This is a genomic window from Paraburkholderia sp. DD10 (assembly GCF_049177125.1).
GTDB classification, from domain to species: Bacteria; Pseudomonadota; Gammaproteobacteria; order Burkholderiales; family Burkholderiaceae; genus Paraburkholderia; species Paraburkholderia terricola.
The window spans coordinates 3086576-3104918 of sequence record NZ_CP185392.1; the positions used below are offsets into that span (position 1 = coordinate 3086576).

The window sequence follows — 18343 nt, forward strand, 5'->3', positions numbered from 1 at the left end:
GATGTGGCGCTTCCGGGAAAGTGTGGAAATACCCGGGAAATTTGACTGGCGGAAGGCAGCCGGAGTCGAACCGACCTGAGAGCGGCTGACGCCCTCAACTGGGTTTGAAGCCCAGCCGCACCACCGGATACGAATGCCTTCCTACGGTGATTGAACTGCCATGACAATGCCTGGCTACTAGCAGCGACATCGACGCCGACTGGCATCGTCACAGCCGCGCAAATTATATTCGCTTCGAACCACTCCGTGCTCGCTCGCGCGCACCACCTGACCGTCTCACGGACAGGCGTTCAGCCAACCAGCCAACGGCTATCGGTGCGCATCAAATGCAGCCCACGGTGAAAGCGCGTATACCCAACGCGGTCGAAGAACTCCAGTAGTTGGATCGCACGTTTCCGGCCAAGACCGGTCACGTCGCGAAAAGGCCCGGCGGCAACCGTACCCGCGTTTTTCCGCGCTTCGTCCGCCGCGATCGAAGCCAGTTCACGAATCACGTCAGCGTGATAAAAGAGATCGCGCACGACCTGAAAAAGCTCGCCCCGCCGCGCAAGCTTGCGCATCAACTGACGCATGCGGTCCTCCGTGACCCCATGTGCGCTCGCCAGATCGCGCACCCACGGCGGATCGAAGCGCCCTGCTTTCACCGCCGGCAGCACCGCCGCCGCGAGCGCGCGATCGGCGTCGTCGAGCGTCACCGCGTGATCCGGCAGATGCAGCCACGGCCCCTGCTTCACGACCTCGCCGCGCGCCGCCGCGTCGTCCACCAGCGCGCGCCACAACGCGTCGCTCGCGAGCGGCGCAGCGATGCGCCGCAGACGCGACACGTCCGGGCCCAGTTCATCCGGCGAGCGCTCGTGGTACTGCGCGAGCGTGGCAATCAGCCGCGACGCCAACGCCCGCCACGCCGCATCGGCGACCAGCAAGGCGTCATGGCCGGGCAATTCCACCGCGTGCGTATCCGGCGGCAATTCAAGCGCGGCCGCCGGCATGCCGGTCAGCCGTTCCAGCAACGAGCGCGACAATCCATGCGGCGCCCTCGCGAGCAGCGCATCCAGCGTACCCGTGTCGAGCATGCCTTGAATCGCGTCCAGCCATGCCAGCCGCTCCGCCGAGCGACGCTTGCGGGAAGGCGCAAACGGATCGAGCACGTGTCCGCCGCCGACCGTGCGATTCGCCTGCGCGTTACGCACGACAAAACGGTCGCCGGGAAGCGCGCACACCGGCCGCTCGAACACCAGTTGCACGCGCGCGCGCTGACCGGCTGCTAGCGTGTCGCCGTCGAGCAGCGCGACATGCGCAACCTGATGCTGGGTGCCGAGATGCACGTGCAGCGGCGCCCAATGTTCCAGCGTGAGCGGTGCATCGGCGAGCAGCGTCAGCATGACGTCGAGACGTTCCGACGCTTGCGACAAGCGCGGATCGACGACCCAGTCGCCGCGATCGATCGCGCTTTTCTCGATGCCCGCGAGATTCAGCGCGCAGCGCTCCCCTGCGCGTCCGCTCGTAGCGGGCCGGTTCTGCGCATGAATGCCGCGCACGCGCACGGGTAGGTTCTTCGGCGCGAGCAGCATCGTATCGCCGACATCCACCCTGCCGGACACCACCGTTCCCGTCACGATCGTGCCTTGCCCCGCCAGCGTGAAAACCCGGTCGACCGCAAGACGGAACAGGCCGTCGTCGCGCTTCATACGCCACGCTGCCGCCGCTGCATGCAGATGCGCTTTCAATGCGGCCACGCCGGGATCGTCGGCACAGGTCGCGCAGGTATCGAACACGGGTGCGTCCTGCAATACGCCGCCGTTCAGAAACGCCGCCACCTCGGCGCGCGCTTCCCGCAGACGTTGCGCATCCACGCGGTCTATCTTCGTCAACGCGACGGCGCCCCGCTCGATGCCGAGCAGTTCAACAATCGCCAGATGCTCGCGCGTTTGCGGCATCACGCCGTCGTCGGCGGCGATCACGAGCAGCGCGAAATCGATGCCGCTCGCGCCCGCCGTCATGGTGTGGACCAGCTTTTCGTGTCCCGGCACGTCGATCATGCCGAGCACGTCGCCGTTCTCGAGCGGTACGTATGCGTAGCCCAACTCGATCGAAATGCCGCGCGCCTTTTCTTCCTTGAGACGATCGGTATCGACGCCCGACAGCGCTCTCACGAGACTCGTCTTGCCGTGATCGATGTGCCCCGCCGTGCCGACGATCATGCGTGCGTGCCCTTCAGTTGCTCGACCAACTGTGCTTCGTCGGCGGCTTCGAGACAACGCAGGTCGAGGCGCAACGCATCGTCCGCGATACGGCCGATCACCGGCCGCGCCATCTCGCGCAACAGCTTTTCGAGCGCGATCAACTGACGGCCGCCGCGCTTGCCGTCAGCCGTTCTGATCACGAGGCCGTAGCTCGGCAACACATCCACGGGCAATGCGCCGCTGCCGATCTGGCTGAACATCGGCTCCGTCGCCACGGCGTAGCGTTCGCCGATCGCGCGCTGCAGGAACGGCTGCACGCGCTCGGCGGCCAAGCGGATTTCGTCGGCGGGACGCGTGAGCAAGCGCAGCGTGGTCAGCCGCTCGACCAGTTTTTCCGGCGCGCGGTAAAGCTGCAACACGGGTTCGAGCGCCCCGAGCGTCAGCTTGCCGACGCGCAGCGCACGCTTGAGCGGATGCTTCTTGATTCTGGCGATCAGATTGCGCCGGCCGACGATCAATCCGGCCTGCGGACCGCCAAGCAACTTGTCGCCGCTGAATGTGACGAGATCGGCGCCGGCTTCCACGGTTTCACGCACCGTCGCTTCGTGCGGCAGCCCCCACTGGCTCAGATCGACCAGCGTGCCGCTGCCGAGATCGACGGCAACCGGCAGGCCATGCGAATGCGCGAGCGGCGCGATGGCGCCGACCCCGACCTCCTTGGTGAAGCCGTGGATCGCGTAGTTGCTCGTGTGCACCTTCATCAGCAGCGCGGTTTGCGGGCCGATGGCTTCCGCATAGTCTTTCAGATGCGTGCGATTCGTGGTGCCGACCTCGCGCAGCTTCGCGCCCGCGCGGCTCATGATGTCGGGAATGCGAAACGCGCCGCCGATTTCGACCAGTTCGCCGCGCGACACGATGACGTCTTTCCTCGCAGCCAGCGCGGACAGCGTGAGCAGCACCGCGGCGGCATTGTTATTGACCACCGTGGCCGCTTCCGCGCCGGTCAGTTCGCAGATCAGTTCGTCGATCAAATCGTCTCGGTCGCCACGCTTGCCCGTGCCAAGATCGAATTCCAGGTTGGCGGGCTGCGTGAGCGCCTTCACAACGGCTTGCACCGCTTCGTCCGGCAACAACGCGCGGCCGAGATTCGTATGCAGCACCGTGCCGGTCAGATTGAAGACGCTGCGCAAGCGGGACTGGTTGCGCCGGCGCAGCGTGGCTTCCACCGATGCCTGAAGTTGCGCGGCGTCGAGCGCGCTCACGGACGCGCTGCCCGATTGCGCGCTCACGCGCCACTGATCGAGCGCCTCGCGCAGCGCGGTCAACACCTGGGTGCGGCCGAATTCGTTCAGGAGCGCGGCGAATTCCGCCGACGCCATGACCTTTTCCACCGACGGCACGCGCGCCATCAGCGCCCGCAATTCAGAGCCGCTTACATCGCTCACGAGGCAATCCCTTCCAGTCGTTTCAGTCGCTTTTAAGCGGATTCGCCGGAAGGCTCAGCCGAGGCGTCGGCCTGCTCCGGCCACAGCCACGGATGCGGCGACGCACGCCGGTATCCCTCCGCCCCCATCAGCAGGTCCAGCGTGAGGCTGGCGAGATCGTCCGCGAACGGATCGAAATCGTAGTCTTTCGACTGAATGCCGATCTTCCGATAAGTATGGCATTCGTCGCACGACTCCGCCTTTAACGCCGCGTTCCGCGATTCCGCTTCCCGCGTGGCGTCGTCGACGTCCGGCGAGCCGACCGAGTGATAGGCGATGCCCTTGGTCGAATCGCAGTTCGAGCATTTCGAGCGCACCATGTGCCACTCGGTCGCGCACAAGCCGCATTGCAGGTAGCGGTAATTGTCATACACACCGCCCACGCGCACCGTGCTCGCCACCGGGTGAGAGCCGCATACGGGGCATAGGCCGAGCGTTTCGAGGTACGGCACCTCGCGCTTGTCGATATCGGCGGCGAGATCGGTCCACACCACTTGCAGCGCGGCCACGATGAACGGCGCGCTCGCCGGGTCCACCTCGCCGAAGCGCTGCGCGAAGATCGCGTCGGCCTGCGATTCGAGCGCGGCGGTGTCGAGCGTGCGCAACCGGCCGATGAGCGCTTCGAGCGGCGGCGTGAGCGGCCCCGCGGCTTCGACCTTGTCGAGCAACTGACGCAAGACATCGCGCCACGCCGGATCGCGCGCGCCCGACAGCGCGGGAATCAGCGGCATGGAATGCTGTTGCGCGCTCGCGATCAATTCGGGGCTGGGCGGCTTCGCCTTGAAGCCCGCCATCACCGCTTGCTGCGCGTCGGCCAGCACGGCCATCAGGCGCAAATAGCCGGCGATCGGATTGTCGAGCGCCGCCAACTGACGCAGCCGCGCGGCACGCGGCGCGAACACCGCGAGCCGTTCAGGCGTGCGGATGCGGGGAATCGCCGAGTGATCGAGCGACTCGATATCGCCGGCTTCAAGAATGCGTTGAACCAAGGTATCGACCTCTGACAATTGCGCTGCCATTGCGCTAAAACTGAAGAGCCGCCGCGGTTCCATGAACAAGAGCGGCGGCTCGGGTGCGGTGCGCTAAAAGCCGTACCGCTTGTTTGCTTCTTATTTGCCTCTCACTTGCCGATGGTTTCCTTGAACCAGTTCGGATGATGCTTTCTCGCCCAGCCGTAAGTCACCGTGCCGCGCGTCATCGCGCCGATCGATCCCTTGACCCACAGCGCCGCATAGATATGCACGATGATGCCGACGATCAGCACGAACGCCGTTACCGCATGCACGACCGCCGCAAGCCGGATGATCTCGATCGGGAAATAGAACGAGAAATAACGCCGCCAGATCACGATGCCGCTGAGCAGCAACAGCACGAGGCAAATCACCATCGTGAAAAATAGCAGCTTTTGACCGGCGTTGTACTTTCCGATCGGCGGCAGTTTGTCCTCGCGATTGTTGAGCACGTCGTCGAACTGCCTCATCCACTGCATGTCGGCCTTGTCGAGATAATTGTGATGCCAGAAGCGCAACGCAAGAATCAGGAACGAGACGAACATCACGCAGCCGATGAACGGATGCAGAATCCGCGTCCACTGCCCGCCGCCTAAAAGCGCATAGAGCCACGCCATGGCGGGATGAAACATGGCGAGACCGGAGAGCGCCAGCAGGACGAACGTAATGGCGGTGATCCAGTGATTCGTGCGCTCGTTCGGCGTGTAGCGCACGATCAGGCCGTTGCCCTTCACGTCTCTCAGCGTGGTGTGTTCAGGGTGTTTCATCGGATGCCTCCCGCGAACGGCGTACTTCGTCGACTTCACGCTGGGCTTCGAGTTCTTCCGCCTCCGTCACCTCGTTGGGGCCAACGCGTGTGTAATGGAAGAAACCCGCCACCGCCGCGAACGCGATACCGGCCAGCGCCAGCGGCTTCGAGAGGCCCTTCCACAGAGAAACCATCGCGCTGATCTTCGGATCCTGCGGCAAGCCGTGGTACAGATTGGCCTTGTCGGCGTGATGCAGCACGTACATCACATGCGTGCCGCCCACGCCGGCGGGATCGTACAAGCCGGCGTTCTGAAAACCGCGCTCCTTCAGATCCACGACCCGCTCCGCCGCCTGCTGCTTCATGTCCTCCTTGGTGCCGAACATGATCGCGCCGGTCGGGCAGGTCTTGACGCAAGCGGGTTCCTGACCGACGGCCACACGGTCCGAGCACAGCGTGCACTTGTACGCGCGGTTGTCCTTCTTCGAAATGCGCGGCACGTTGAACGGGCAACCGGTCACGCAATAGCCGCAGCCGATGCAGTTTTCCTCGTGAAAATCCACGATACCGTTCGTGTACTGCACGATCGCGCCCGGCGCCGGGCAGGCCTTCAGACAGCCGGGGTCCTCGCAGTGCATGCAGCCGTCCTTGCGGATCAGCCATTCGAGATCGCCTTCGGTGTTCTCGTACTCCGAGAAGCGCATGACGGTCCATGAATGCTCGGTCAGATCGCGCGGGTTGTCGTAGACGCCGGTGGTGTCGCCGACCTCGTCGCGCAAGTCGTTCCATTCCATGCAGGCCGTCTGACACGCCTTGCAGCCGATGCACTTGGAGACGTCGATGAGCTTGGCGACCGTTCCCGTGGCCGGCTCGCGAATCTGCGGCTCCGGCAGCGTGGTGGCGGAGAGGCGTTTGATATCGAGTGATTGCAGTGCCATCTCAGCTCCTTATGCCTTTTCGACCTTGACGAGGAACGACTTGAATTCCGGTGTTTGCGAATTCCCGTCGCCCACGGAAGGCGTCAGCGTATTGATGAGATAACCCGGCTTCGTGAGCCCCTTGAAGCCCCAATGCAACGGCAACCCGACTGTCTGCACCTTTTTCCCCTCGATCATCAGCGGTTTGATCCGCTTGGTGACGAGCGCCACCGCAACGATATGACCACGATTGGACGACACCTTGACGCGATCGCCCGCGACCACGCCCACTTCCTTCGCCAGATCCTCGCCGATCTCCACGAACTGTTGCGGCTGCACGATCGCGTTCAGGCGCGCGTGCTTGGTCCAGTAGTGGAAGTGTTCGGTCAGACGATAGGTGGTCGCCGTATGCGGAAACTTGTCGTGCGTGCCGAACGCGGCGCGGTCGTCCGGGAACACGCGCGCCGCCGGATTGCTGACGACCGCCTTGTTGTTCGGATGCAGCGGGTTGTAGCCGATCGGCGTTTCAAACGGTTCGTAATGCTCGGGGAACGGTCCTTCCACCAGACCGTCGCGCGAGAAGAAGCGCGCGACGCCCTCCGGATTCATGATGAACGGATTCATGCCGTTTTCGGGCGGTTCGTCCGCCTTGAAGTCGGGAATGTCCGCGCCGCTCCATGTCTTGCCGTTCCACGCGATCAGCTTGCGCGTGGGGTCGAACGGCTTGCCGCTGACGTCGCATGAAGCACGGTTGTACAGAATCCGCCGGTTCGCGGGCCACGCCCACGCCCAGTTCAGCGTATTGCCGATGCCGGTCGGGTCGGCGTTGTCGCGGCGGCCCATCTGGTTGCCGGCCTGGGTCCACGAGCCGCAAAAAATCCAGCAACCGCTCGCGGTGCTGCCGTCGTCGCGCAGTTGCGCGAAGCTGGCCAGTTGCTCGCCCTTCTTCGCGAGCACCTTGGTTTTGTCGGTGGGATCGGTGACGTCGGCGAGCGCCTTTCCGTTGAACTCCATCGCGAGTTCTTCAGGCGTGGGGCTTTCCGGGTCGGCGTACGGCCAGCTCATGTTGAGAATCGGATCGGGATACTTGCCGCCGTTCTCCTTGTAGGCCTTGCGGATGCGCAGCCACAGCCCCGACATGATCTCGAGATCGCTCTTCGCTTCACCGGGGCCGTTCGCGCCCTGCCAGTGCCACTGCAGGACCCGGCTCGAACTGACCAGCGAGCCGCGTTCTTCCGCGAAACAGGTGGTCGGCAGACGGAACACCTCGGTCTGGATCGCCGACGCATCGACGTCGTTGAATTCGCCGTGGTTTTTCCAGAACTCGGAGGTCTCGGTGGCGAGCGGGTCCATGATGACGAGCCACTTCAGCTTGGCGAGACTCGCGCCGATCTTCGCCTTGTTCGGCGCCGCGGCAAGCGGGTTGAAGCCCTGCGCGATGTAGCCGGTCATCTTGCCCTGATTCATCAGTTCGAAGACCTGCAGCATGTCGTACGGCTTGTCGAGCTTCGGCAGATAGTCGAAGCCGAAGTTGTTCCCGGCGTTCGCGTTATCGCCCCACCACGACTTCATGAAGCTGACGTGGAAAGCGCGGTAATTGCGCCAGTAGCTGAGTTGATTGGGCCGCAGCGGCTGGGTGGCGCGCTTCGTGATGTACGCCTCGTAGTCCTGCTCGGCCTCCATGGGCAGCGTCATGTAGCCGGGCAGCAGATTCGACATCAGGCCGAGGTCCGTCAAGCCCTGAATGTTCGAGTGGCCGCGCAACGCGTTCATGCCGCCGCCGGCAACGCCGATGTTGCCCAGCAGCAGTTGCACCATCGCGCCGGTGCGGATCATTTGCGAGCCGACCGAGTGATGGGTCCAGCCGAGCGCGTACAGGATCGTGCCGGCGCGCCCCGGCACCGCCGTCGACGCGAGCATCTCGCACACCTTGAGGAATTTCTCTTTCGGCGTGCCGCAAATCTTCTCGACCTGCTCGGGCGTGTAGCGCGAGTAGTGCTGCTTCATGAGCTGATAGACGCAGCGCGGGTCCTGCAGCGTCGGGTCCACTTTCGCGAAACCGTCGTCGCCGCGTTCGTAGTCCCACGTGCTCTTGTCGTAGCTGCGCTTGTCGGCGTTGTAACCGGAATACAGACCGTCGGTAAATGAAAAATCCTCACGGACGATGAACGGCATGTCCGTGTAATTCTTCACATATTCGTGCTGGATCTTGTCGTTGGTGAGCAAATAGTTGATCACCCCGCCGAGGAACACGATGTCCGAGCCGGTTCGAATCTGCGCGTAATAGTCCGCGACCGAGGCCGTGCGCGTGAAGCGCGGATCGACCACGATCAACCTTGCCTTGCGATGCGCCTTGGCTTCCGTGACCCATTTGAAGCCGCACGGGTGCGCCTCGGCCGCATTGCCGCCCATCACGAGAATCACATCCGCGTTCTTGATGTCGACCCAATGGTTCGTCATCGCTCCACGGCCAAACGTCGGGGCAAGACCTGCCACCGTCGGGCCATGTCAGACACGCGCCTGATTGTCGAACGCGAGCATGCCAAGACTGCGGACAGTCTTGTGCGTCAGATAACCCACTTCGTTGCTGCCGGCCGAGGCCGCCAGCATGCCCGTGGTCAGCCAGCGGTTGACCTTCTTGCCGTCCGGCGTGGCCTCGACGAAATTGGCGTCGCGGTCTTCCTTCATCAGCTTGGCGATGCGGTCGAGCGCATCTTCCCAGGAAATCCGCGTCCATTCATTCGATCCGGCCGCGCGATGCTCGGGATGCTTCAGACGGCTCGGGCTATGAATGAAGTCGATCAGGCTCGCGCCCTTCGGGCACAACGTGCCGCGATTCACTGGATGATCGGGATCGCCTTCGATGTGGATGATGCTGGACTTGGCGTTCTTGGCGTTGTCGCCGAGTCCGTACATCAGGATGCCGCAGCCTACGGAGCAGTACGGGCAGGTATTGCGGGTTTCAGTGGTACGCGACAACTTGTACTGACGGACTTCCGCTAGCGCGGGAGCCGGGGAGAAGCCCATGAGGGCGAGACTCGATCCGGCAAGCGTGGTGGCGGAGACCTTCAGAAATTGTCGCCGGGACATATGCGGCATTTAATGGCCTCGGCTCTTGTGGGGTACTGATATTGATTATAGAGGTCAGTATCAAGTCCTGCAGCGAGACTGTACCTCCTCGCCCGCGCGGGCAAATATGAAACACCGCAGCCGGTGAGCGGGAAGCGGGCATCGTTCCTGCTGCATTTGTTCTGCGTGAATCCCGCTCACTCCCTGATCATTAGGCTGACTTATGACTCCCCGACTTCTTGCCCATTCGCGTCCATCCAGATTCATCGTCTCGCTCGCTTTCGGCAGCGGGGTACTGGTTGCGAGCCCATGCGGCTTCGCGCAGACCACCCAGGGCAGCGGCTCGGAGCAACAGGAAAATCGCGCCTCCGCGATGGGTTCGGCGCCCGATCCGGCGGCCTCCGCCGTGCATGAGTCGCACAAGCCGCAAACCAGGGACGGCGGCTCGGCCACTTCGCGTGGCAAAAGCGTTAGCAAAGGTCGCACAGCCAAGGGAAACGGTGGCTTCGACAACGGGCTGTACGGCACGGGAGCCGGCAGCAACAAATAAGCGCCGGTCATAAGACGTGACCGGCCGTGGCCTTCGCTGGGCTCGACGCCTTGGCGCCCGGGTTGCGCCGGCCGGTCGCTGCGCCGCGCCCGAACAACCCGCATAATGCGGTCATTCGAAGCCTCAGATCCGCGCCACGATGACCGACACCCACGCCACCACGAGCCAAACCGCAAGCGAAACCCCAACCGCGTCGCCCCGCCTCACCAGCCTGTCGCATGGCGGCGGCTGCGGCTGCAAGATCGCGCCCGGCCTGCTCGCCGACCTGCTCAAACGCAGCGCGCCGCTGCCGCTCTTTCCCGACTTGCTGGTCGGCAACGATACCGCCGACGACGCCGCCGTCTACAAACTGAACGACGCGCAGGCGATCGTCGCCACCACCGACTTCTTCATGCCGATCGTCGACGACCCGTTCGACTTCGGCCGCATCGCCGCGACCAATGCGCTGTCCGACGTCTATGCGATGGGCGGCAAACCGATCATGGCGCTGGCGATCGTCGGCATGCCGATCAACGTGCTGCCGCACGACGTGATCGCGGCCGTGCTCAAAGGCGGCGAATCCGTCTGCGCCGAAGCCGGCATTCCGCTCGCGGGCGGCCATTCGATCGATTCCGTGGAGCCCATTTACGGCCTGGTCGCGATCGGCGTGGTCGATCCGAAGCGCGTGAAGCGCAATGCGGGCGCGCAGGCCGGCGACGTGCTGATTCTCGGCAAGCCGCTCGGCGTCGGCATTCTCTCGGCGGCGCTGAAGAAAAACCGCCTCGACGCCGCCGGCTACGCCGCGATGATCGGCGCGACCACCAAGCTCAACCGCCCCGGCGCGGAACTGGCCAGGCTGGACGGCGTGCACGCGCTGACCGACATCACCGGTTTCGGCCTGCTGGGCCACACGCTGGAATTGGCGCGCGGCTCGAATCTCACCGCCCGCGTGCGCTATGCGGACCTGCCGTGGCTGCCGGACGTGATCGGGCTGGCGGAGGCCGGCATTTTCACCGGCGCGTCCGGGCGCAACTGGGACGCTTACGGCAAGGACGTCGTGCTGCCGTCCTTTTTGCCGTCGACCGCGCGCACGCTGCTCACCGACCCGCAAACCTCGGGCGGTCTGCTGGTGTCGTGCGCGCCAGAGGCCGTCGACGAAGTGCTCGCCCTATTCCACGCCGACGGTTTCGGCGAGGCGCGCGTGATCGGCGAGATGGTGAGCGGCGAAAGACGCGTCGAAGTCGTCTGACGCTTCGGCGGAGCGAGGCACGAGCGAGGACGCAGGCGAGGGCGCAACAGAGACGACACCAGGCAGAGCCGGAAGCTCGAAAGCGGCGCTGGGAGCCTCGGCGGCCGGCGTTTGCGGCGCATGCGATAATTTCACCCTTCCCCGCCGGTCCGTTTTGTCCGTAACCCTTGAAAAATCTACTCGTCAGACTCGATCAAGCCGCTGATTTCGACGAAATCATCGACGTACGCACGCCCCTCGAGTTTGCCGAGGACCACATTCCGGGCGCGCTGAACGCCCCCGTGCTCAGCAACGAGGAGCGGGTGCTGGTCGGCACGACGTACAAGCAGGTATCGCCGTTCGAGGGCACCCGCATCGGCGCGGCGCTGGTCGCGCGCAACATCGCGCACCATCTGGAAACGACTTTCGCCGACCGGCCGCGCAACTGGCGTCCGCTGATTTATTGCTGGCGCGGCGGCAAGCGTTCAGGCTCGGTTACGACGCTCTTCAATATGATCGGCTGGCAGGCGCGGCAGCTCGAAGGCGGCTACAAAAGCTATCGGCACACAACGCTCGAAACGCTCGGTTCCTTGCCGAAGCAGTTCGACTACATCGCGCTGGTGGGCCCGACCGGCAGCGGCAAGACGCGCCTGCTCGCGGCCTTGAGCGAGGCGGGCGCGCAGACGCTCGACCTCGAGGCGCTGGCTTCGCACCGCGGCTCGCTGCTCGGCGCCTGGGCCGGCGTGCCGCAGCCGTCGCAAAAGCGTTTCGACACGCTGCTGGTTTGCGCGCTGCGCGCGCTCGATCCCGCGCGGCCGGTGTTCGTGGAAGCGGAAAGCCGACGCATCGGCTCGGTCTCGCTGCCGCTTTCGCTGCTCGAAACGTTCCATCGCGGCGCCTGCGTCGAGGTGCAGTCGAGCCGCGAGGATCGCGCGGCGTTCCTGCTGCACGACTATGCGCATCTGTTCGACGATCCGGCTTCGCTCAAGGGGCAACTGGAACGAATGATCGGTTTGCATAGCCGCGAACGTGTCACCGGCTGGCAACGGCTCGTCGACGAAAACCGGCGCGCGGAACTCGCAAACGAACTGATCGAGCGGCACTACGATCCGGCGTATGCGCGCAGCAGCCATCAGCATTTCGTCCAGTTGCCTCACGCATTGCAACTGCATTTCCGGCCCAACGACGCGGATGTCGTCGACCAGGCGAAAACCCTGCTGGCGCGGCTCGACAAGCGCGCGCTCGCTGTCATCTGACCAAAAAGAAACGTTTAAAAACCATCATGCAATCAACCCTCAGGCAACCCCGTGTCGCCCTTGGCTGGATCGTGTTTCTGCTGATCGCCGTCGTCGGACTCTTCTATGTGAAGTGGTTTCCCTACTACAACCGCGCCTTCGTCGCCGCGAGCCAGCATTCCATCGGCAAGTCGATCCTGATGGGCACCTCGGCGAGCGCGCCGGCGCCGTCATGGCAAGCGGCGATCGATTACGCGCTCGCCTACGGCAAGGCGATCTGGCAGGCCATGGTGCTCGGCCTGCTGCTCGGCTCGGCGGTGCAGGCGCTGATTCCGCCGCAGTGGGTCGCGCGCGCGCTCGGCCGGACCGATTTCAGCAGCGTGGTGAAGGGCGGCCTGATGTCGCTGCCCGGCATGATGTGCACCTGCTGCGCGGCGCCGGTCGTCGCCGGCTTGCGCGCCCGCCAGGCCGCGCCGGGCGCGGCGATCGCGTTCTGGCTCGGCAATACCGCGCTCAATCCGGCCACGCTGATCTTCATGGGCTTCGTGCTCGGCTGGCAATGGATGGGCCTGCGGCTCGCGTTGGGGATCGTGATGGTGTTCGGCCTCGGCTATCTGGTGAACCGGATGGTTACGCCCAAGGAAGCCGAAGCCTCGCGCGAGGCCATGGCGCAACTGGTCGCCGCCGACGTGCCGGGCACCGCGTTCGCACGCTGGGTAAAAATTCTCGGCACGATGACGCTGCGCCTGATTCCCGAATACATCGTGCTGGTGCTGGCGCTCGGCGCGGCGCGCGCATGGCTGTTTCCGCACATTGGGCCGGGCATCGACAACAGCCTGCTGTGGATCATCGCGCTGTCGATCGCGGGAACCTTGTTCGTCATTCCCACCGCGGGTGAAGTGCCGATCATTCAGGCGATGCTTGCCTTCGGCATGGCCGCCGGTCCGGCCGGCGCCCTGCTGATGACGCTGCCGCTGATCAGCGTGCCGTCGATGGCGATGCTCGGGCGTTCCTTCCCCCGGCGCGTGCTGACGATGGTGGCGCTGGCGGTGGTGGCGTGCGGCGTGGTGAGCGGGTTGCTGGCCGCGGCATTGGGGTTCTGAATTTTTGAGGTTTGAAGCATGAAACGTGTCGCGGCATTTTCCGTGGCGAGCTGGTCGGCCGCCGCCCTGCTCTACTTCGGACAGCACTCGGTATCGCTGATCGTGGTTAGCGGCGTCGTCGTGCTGGCCGGCTTCGATCTGCTTCGTCCTTGACGGCGGAGTAGGTCTGTAGCCGCGAGGCGATCAGATCGAACGGACCGGCGCGGACTCCAGCGTCATCCTGCGACGCGCGCCGATGAGCGCGGCGACACCGGTGCCGACGCCCAACGCAAGCAGACACGCTGTGGGCACCAGCATCGGCGCGACATGGCTCTGCGCCGCCTTGCCGACATAGGGCATCAGATTCTGTCCGGCGAATCCGCCCAGATTGCCGATCGCGTTGATCGCCGCCACGCTGGCCGCCGCTCTCGCGCCCGTGAAGAAGCGCGGCGGAAGCGACCAGAAGCACGGATACAGCAGCGGAATGCACGCCCCGCCCACACACAGCGCGGCAAACCGCAGCGACGCGGTCGGCAATACGAGGCTCGACGCGAAACACATCACGCCGATACCCGCTACCACACTCATCGCCTTGAGCACCACGCGCTCGCGCTTGAGCTTGCCCGGCAGCCACAGCAGAAGCAGCGTCGCCAGCGCCCACGGAATCATGTTCAGCACGCCGTTCACCGACGAGGACACACCGTAGCTTTTCACGAGCGTCGGCATCCAGTACGTGACGCCGTACAGCGAAGTCGACATCAGCATGTAGGTCAGCGCGAACATCAGCACCTTCGGGTCGAGCAGCGCGCCCCAGGGCCGTGTCGCCTTGGCTTCATCCGATGCTTCGCGCTTGAGCGCGGCGATCACCACGTCCTTCTCCTGCTGCGAGAGAAACGGCGCTTCCTTGACCGAATTCGGCAGGAATTTGAGCGCGACGAACGCAACCAGAATGGCCGGGATACCGGTGGCGATGAACACCCACTGCCATCCCGCGAATCCCCAGGTGCCGCCGAGCGTCAGCAGCAGGCCGCCGACCAGCGAGCCCAGCATATTGGCAAGCGAACTGCCCAGCGTGAAGAACCCGAGTACCCTGGTGCGATAGCTCTGGGGGAACCACTGCGTGAGGTAATAGATGACGCCGGGATAAAAACCCGCTTCAGCGACGCCCAACGCGAAACGGAACGAATAGAACACCGGCAGCGAGCGCGTGAACGCCATCAAAACCGTCACCACGCCCCATGTGAGCATGATGCGCGCGAGCCAGGTCCGCGCGCCGAAGCGATGAAGCGCCAACGTGCTCGGCACCTCGAAGAGCAGGTAGCCGATGAAGAACAACGATGCGCCAAGGCCGTAGGAGGCTTCCGTCATGCCGAGATCGTGCACCATCTCCAGCTTGGCGAAGCCGACGTTCTGCCGGTCGATAAACGCGATGAGAAACATGACGATCAGAAGCGGCATCAGCCGCCACGCCATTTTCTTCATTACCTGCTGCTCAAATCCTGTCTGCGTGGACATGTCCGCTCCGTTTCCGCGCCGGCCGTCCTCGATATTCGACGGGTGGCGCGGCGGCCGCTACGTCGATAGCAACGGCCGAATTGATGTAGTCATATATATGTTTGTACGAATCGGCGATGCGCGCCATGAGGTGATACCCGGATAGGAGCAGTTAGCGTCTATCCGGTTTGTCGATGCGGTATGCGGTAGGGTGAGCAGCAGGGCGATGCCGGCGCTGAGGGGCGCAAGCGGACGGTTCAGCGAATTTCCACCTGGTATTGAAACGTGGTGGCAGCCCCACGCGTGCTGCGCCATTCGAACGGCGTGCCCGCGAAGTCCGACGCGACACGATGCACCAGAATGACGGGACTTCCGGGCGCTAGACCGAGGACCGAGGCGTCATCAGGCGTGGCTTGCTCGACTCTTAGAATTTCGGTGGCGGACGCCACGATTTGCCGGCAAAGACGCTCGTACAGCGGGTAAAGTAAATCTTCGAAATCATCGAGCGGCAGCGTGGCCAACGGCTCGAAACGCGCGCGCGGCAGCCAGATTTCTTCGGAGAGCACCGCCTGCCCTTCTATCAGACGCACGCGCGAAAGGTGAATCGCCTTCTCGGTGGCTTTCATCTTCAGGGCGGCGCGGATTTCCGCGCTGGGCTTCACGATTTCGCGCTTGAGCACGCGCGCGGTGGGGCGCACGGGTTGTCCGTCGCGCGACTTGAAACGAAAGAAGCGAAACAGCGAGGAATCGAAACGGGGCCGGCGGATGAACGTCCCTCTGCCCTGACTGCGTGTGAGCACACCGTCGGCCACCAACAGGTCGATCGCCTTGCGAACGGTGCCCGTGGAGACGTTGTAGAACTGTCCCAGTTCCGCCTCGGTGGCGATCGCTTGCGTCGGCGTCCATTCGCCCGCGGCAATGCGGCTAAGCAGGTCGTCACGCAATTGATGATAACGGGGCAATCGGTCGTCCAGCTTGAAAGAGGCCGTGTCCATGGCATTCATACAGTTGTTCAGAGGAGTAACTACTGTACCGCATCGAAGAGGGCCACCGTGAGCGAGGGTTTTTACCCACTGACTTTTAGCGGCATTGCCTCGATCATTCATTCATTCATATATATGACTGAATGAATTGCAAGGGAACGGAGACGGCTATGTTCACGTGGTACAAGCAAGGCTCGCAACTCGAACGCAACACCTTCTGGGGCTGCTTTGCGGGTTGGGGGCTCGACGCGCTCGACGTGCAGATGTTCACCCTCGCCATCCCTGCGATCATCGCGGCGTATGGCATCGACCATACGCAGGCGGGTGCGATCAGCGGCGTGACGCTCGTTTCGTCCGCGCTCGGCGGCTGGATTGCCGGGGCGTTATCGGACCGCTTCGGCCGTGTCCGAACGCTGCAAATGACGATCCTCTGGTTCGCCGGCTTCACGTTTCTTTGCGCGTTCGCGCAAAACTTCCCGCAACTGCTGGTGCTCAAGGCGCTTCAAGGCTTCGGATTCGGCGGCGAATGGGCGGCCGGCGCGGTGCTGATGGCGGAAACCATCCGTACCGAACACCGCGGCAAGGCGATGGGCGCCGTGCAAAGCGCGTGGGCGGTTGGATGGGGCGCGGCCGTGCTGGTGTATGCCGCGGCGTTCTCGTGGTTGCCATCGGACACCGCATGGCGCGTGATGTTCGCCGTCGGCCTGTTGCCGGCCGCCCTTGTCCTGTTCGTACGACGCAATCTGAAGGAACCGGCCCGCATCGCGCCGGCCAGCGCCGCGCCCAAGGTCTCCGCGCTCGGGCAAATCATGCAGGTCTTCCAGCCGCGCGTGCTCCGCACGACCATTATCGGCGCGGTGCTGGGCACCGGCGCTCATGGCGGCTACTACGCGATCATGACGTGGCTACCCACCTTTCTTGCGAAAGAGCGGCACCTGTCGGTTCTACATACGGGCGGCTATCTGGCCGTGGTGATCGTGGCCTTCTGGTGCGGCTGCATGTTGAGCGCGTACCTGCTCGACCGCATCGGCCGCCGGCGCAACATTGCGTTGTTCGCGTTCTGTTGCGTCGTCACGGTTCTCGCCTACGTCATGCTGCCGCTGACCAACACGCAAATGCTCGTGCTGGGCTTCCCGCTCGGACTGTTCGCAGCCGGTATTCCGGCGAGCCTCGGGCCGCTTTTCAATGAACTGTATCCGGCGGATATGCGCGGTACGGGCGTCGGCTTCTGCTACAACTTTGGACGCATTGCGTCAGCGAGTTTCCCGGTTCTCGTGGGCTACATGAGTCATTCGATGTCGCTCGGCATCGCGATCGGCATCGACGCGGCCATTGCCTACGGACTCGCGATGATCGCCGTGTTGCTGCTGCCCGAAACGCGTGGCAAACGTCTGCGTGGCGTGGTGGCGTCCGAATCGGCGAACGACAGCGGCGACGCTGCGCGCTTGACGCTGAATCCGCCGCGGAGCTGAACCATGATTGCGCCGGCATCGCCCGTTCAGTCCCGCTCGCGTTGCGTCGATACCCATGCGCACGTCTTCGAGCAAGGCTTGCCGTTGGTGGATGGCAGGCGTTACTCGCCTGGCTACGATGCAACGCTCGACACGTATCTGCAATTGCTCGACGCACACGGCATCGGGCGCGCGGTTCTCGTGCAGCCGAGTTTTCTTGGCACGGACAATCGCTATCTGTTGCAGGCGCTGTCGCGCGACACGCACCGCTTGAGAGGTGTCGCGGTAATCGCGCCCGATGCTTCCGACGAATCGCTCGCCGAGATGCAGGGCCGAGGCGTAACCGGCATACGGCTGAACCTGATCGAACAGGCGCTGCCGGATCTGCGAGCGAAATCGTGGACGCTTCTGCTCGATCGGCTCTCGCAACTGAGTTGGCATGTCGAACTGCACCGCGCTGCGCGCGACCTTGCGCCCATGCTCGACCGGCTGCTGGAGGCCGGCGTACCAGTCGTCGTCGATCATTTTGGAAGACCCGACCCGGACCAAGGCATCGGAGACCCCGGCTTCGAGGCATTGCTGCGTTATGGCAAGAGCGGCCGCATTTGGGTCAAGCTATCGGCCGCGTACCGTTGCGCGGCTGGCGATTCAAGCTTTGTCCGCGAGGCGACGAAGCAATTGCTCGAACATTTCGGCGCTGGGCGTCTGATGTGGGGCAGCGACTGGCCTCATACGCAGCATGAACGGATGACGGACTACGGCCAGTCGCTGTCGATGCTAATGGAACTCGGCCTCGATGCAGCGGCAATCGACGCGATCCTGTGCACGACTCCGCAGTCGTTCTATGGTTTTGAAGACGAGTTACCCGACCGCGGGGCCTCGTCGGCAACGGCATCGGCAGTTACCTGAACTGAGGGCGTTGCGGGTGGA

General features: G+C 63.9%; 15 protein-coding genes and 1 tRNA gene. 7 read left to right on the top strand and 9 right to left on the bottom strand.

Annotated elements, in window-relative coordinates:
* Positions 1-46: 46 nt before the first annotated feature.
* The 7 genes from ACOCG7_RS14060 to fdnG all read right to left on the bottom strand — a co-directional run bounded on the left by ACOCG7_RS14060 (position 47) and on the right by fdnG (position 9441).
* A tRNA-Sec gene (locus ACOCG7_RS14060) sits at positions 47-142 on the bottom strand.
* A gap of 148 nt (positions 143-290) precedes the next feature.
* Complete coding sequence (selB, locus tag ACOCG7_RS14065) at positions 291-2201, bottom strand: selenocysteine-specific translation elongation factor (protein WP_421376002.1); 1911 nt, start codon at positions 2199-2201, stop codon at positions 291-293.
* Positions 2198-3628: an L-seryl-tRNA(Sec) selenium transferase gene (selA, locus tag ACOCG7_RS14070; protein WP_073430667.1), complete on the bottom strand. Its 1431-nt coding sequence runs from the start codon at positions 3626-3628 to the stop codon at positions 2198-2200. Before selA ends, selB begins: the two co-directional genes overlap by 4 nt.
* 32 nt (positions 3629-3660) lie before the next feature.
* Positions 3661-4656 carry a formate dehydrogenase accessory protein FdhE gene (fdhE, locus tag ACOCG7_RS14075; RefSeq protein ID WP_421376004.1) on the bottom strand — a complete coding sequence of 332 codons (996 nt, stop codon included), beginning with the start codon at positions 4654-4656 and terminating at the stop codon, positions 3661-3663.
* A gap of 131 nt (positions 4657-4787) precedes the next feature.
* A complete protein-coding gene (locus ACOCG7_RS14080) occupies positions 4788-5444 on the bottom strand; it encodes a formate dehydrogenase subunit gamma (protein ID WP_073430666.1) in 657 nt (218 codons plus the stop codon).
* Complete coding sequence (fdxH, locus tag ACOCG7_RS14085; RefSeq protein ID WP_073430665.1) at positions 5431-6363, bottom strand: formate dehydrogenase subunit beta; 933 nt, start codon at positions 6361-6363, stop codon at positions 5431-5433. Before fdxH ends, ACOCG7_RS14080 begins: the two co-directional genes overlap by 14 nt.
* A gap of 9 nt (positions 6364-6372) precedes the next feature.
* Positions 6373-9441 carry a formate dehydrogenase-N subunit alpha gene (gene fdnG, locus ACOCG7_RS14090; protein WP_083081618.1) on the bottom strand — a complete coding sequence of 1023 codons (3069 nt, stop codon included), beginning with the start codon at positions 9439-9441 and terminating at the stop codon, positions 6373-6375.
* A gap of 193 nt (positions 9442-9634) precedes the next feature.
* Between fdnG and ACOCG7_RS14095 the strand changes: the two genes are divergently transcribed.
* The 5 genes from ACOCG7_RS14095 (at position 9635) to ACOCG7_RS14115 (ending at position 13659) form a co-directional block, all read left to right on the top strand.
* Positions 9635-9961: a beta-xylosidase gene (locus ACOCG7_RS14095; RefSeq protein WP_421376007.1), complete on the top strand. Its 327-nt coding sequence runs from the start codon at positions 9635-9637 to the stop codon at positions 9959-9961.
* 139 nt (positions 9962-10100) lie between these two features.
* Positions 10101-11189, top strand: coding sequence for a selenide, water dikinase SelD (gene selD / locus ACOCG7_RS14100; RefSeq protein WP_421376009.1), 1089 nt, complete (start codon positions 10101-10103; stop codon positions 11187-11189).
* Positions 11190-11356: 167 nt separating this feature from the next.
* A complete protein-coding gene (mnmH, locus tag ACOCG7_RS14105) occupies positions 11357-12424 on the top strand; it encodes a tRNA 2-selenouridine(34) synthase MnmH (RefSeq protein WP_154875149.1) in 1068 nt (355 codons plus the stop codon).
* Positions 12425-12450: 26 nt separating this feature from the next.
* Complete coding sequence (locus ACOCG7_RS14110) at positions 12451-13506, top strand: permease (protein ID WP_083081626.1); 1056 nt, start codon at positions 12451-12453, stop codon at positions 13504-13506.
* An 18-nt stretch (positions 13507-13524) separates the two neighbouring features.
* A complete protein-coding gene (locus ACOCG7_RS14115; protein WP_268802003.1) occupies positions 13525-13659 on the top strand; it encodes a hypothetical protein in 135 nt (44 codons plus the stop codon).
* Between the two features lie 30 nt (positions 13660-13689).
* On the opposite strand, the gene ACOCG7_RS14120 is transcribed toward ACOCG7_RS14115, so the two are convergent.
* Together ACOCG7_RS14120 and ACOCG7_RS14125 are read right to left on the bottom strand one after the other, a co-directional pair.
* Positions 13690-15000, bottom strand: a complete 1311-nt coding sequence (locus ACOCG7_RS14120; RefSeq protein WP_083081628.1) for an MFS transporter — start codon at positions 14998-15000, stop codon at positions 13690-13692.
* A gap of 236 nt (positions 15001-15236) precedes the next feature.
* Positions 15237-15974 (bottom strand): GntR family transcriptional regulator, encoded by a 738-nt coding sequence (locus ACOCG7_RS14125; protein ID WP_083082991.1) that lies wholly within the window; start codon positions 15972-15974, stop codon positions 15237-15239.
* Positions 15975-16132: 158 nt separating this feature from the next.
* Between ACOCG7_RS14125 and ACOCG7_RS14130 the strand changes: the two genes are divergently transcribed.
* Positions 16133-17434, top strand: a complete 1302-nt coding sequence (locus tag ACOCG7_RS14130) for an MFS transporter (RefSeq protein WP_154875147.1) — start codon at positions 16133-16135, stop codon at positions 17432-17434.
* 3 nt (positions 17435-17437) lie between these two features.
* A complete protein-coding gene (locus ACOCG7_RS14135; protein WP_073430655.1) occupies positions 17438-18322 on the top strand; it encodes an amidohydrolase family protein in 885 nt (294 codons plus the stop codon).
* The last annotated feature ends 21 nt before the right edge of the window (positions 18323-18343 follow it).

What these genes read in the sequence shown, in the direction of transcription:
- selB (WP_421376002.1), bottom strand. Translation starts at nt 2,201, where the DNA reads ATGATCGTCGGCACGGCGGGGCACATCGATCACGGCAAGACGAGTCTC.
- ACOCG7_RS14080 (WP_073430666.1), bottom strand. Translation starts at nt 5,444, where the DNA reads ATGAAACACCCTGAACACACCACGCTGAGAGACGTGAAGGGCAACGGC.
- fdxH (WP_073430665.1), bottom strand. Translation starts at nt 6,363, where the DNA reads ATGGCACTGCAATCACTCGATATCAAACGCCTCTCCGCCACCACGCTG.
- ACOCG7_RS14095 (WP_421376007.1), top strand. Translation starts at nt 9,635, where the DNA reads ATGACTCCCCGACTTCTTGCCCATTCGCGTCCATCCAGATTCATCGTC.
- selD (WP_421376009.1), top strand. Translation starts at nt 10,101, where the DNA reads ATGACCGACACCCACGCCACCACGAGCCAAACCGCAAGCGAAACCCCA.
- ACOCG7_RS14110 (WP_083081626.1), top strand. Translation starts at nt 12,451, where the DNA reads ATGCAATCAACCCTCAGGCAACCCCGTGTCGCCCTTGGCTGGATCGTG.
- ACOCG7_RS14115 (WP_268802003.1), top strand. Translation starts at nt 13,525, where the DNA reads ATGAAACGTGTCGCGGCATTTTCCGTGGCGAGCTGGTCGGCCGCCGCC.
- ACOCG7_RS14120 (WP_083081628.1), bottom strand. Translation starts at nt 15,000, where the DNA reads ATGTCCACGCAGACAGGATTTGAGCAGCAGGTAATGAAGAAAATGGCG.
- ACOCG7_RS14125 (WP_083082991.1), bottom strand. Translation starts at nt 15,974, where the DNA reads ATGGACACGGCCTCTTTCAAGCTGGACGACCGATTGCCCCGTTATCAT.
- ACOCG7_RS14130 (WP_154875147.1), top strand. Translation starts at nt 16,133, where the DNA reads ATGTTCACGTGGTACAAGCAAGGCTCGCAACTCGAACGCAACACCTTC.
- ACOCG7_RS14135 (WP_073430655.1), top strand. Translation starts at nt 17,438, where the DNA reads ATGATTGCGCCGGCATCGCCCGTTCAGTCCCGCTCGCGTTGCGTCGAT.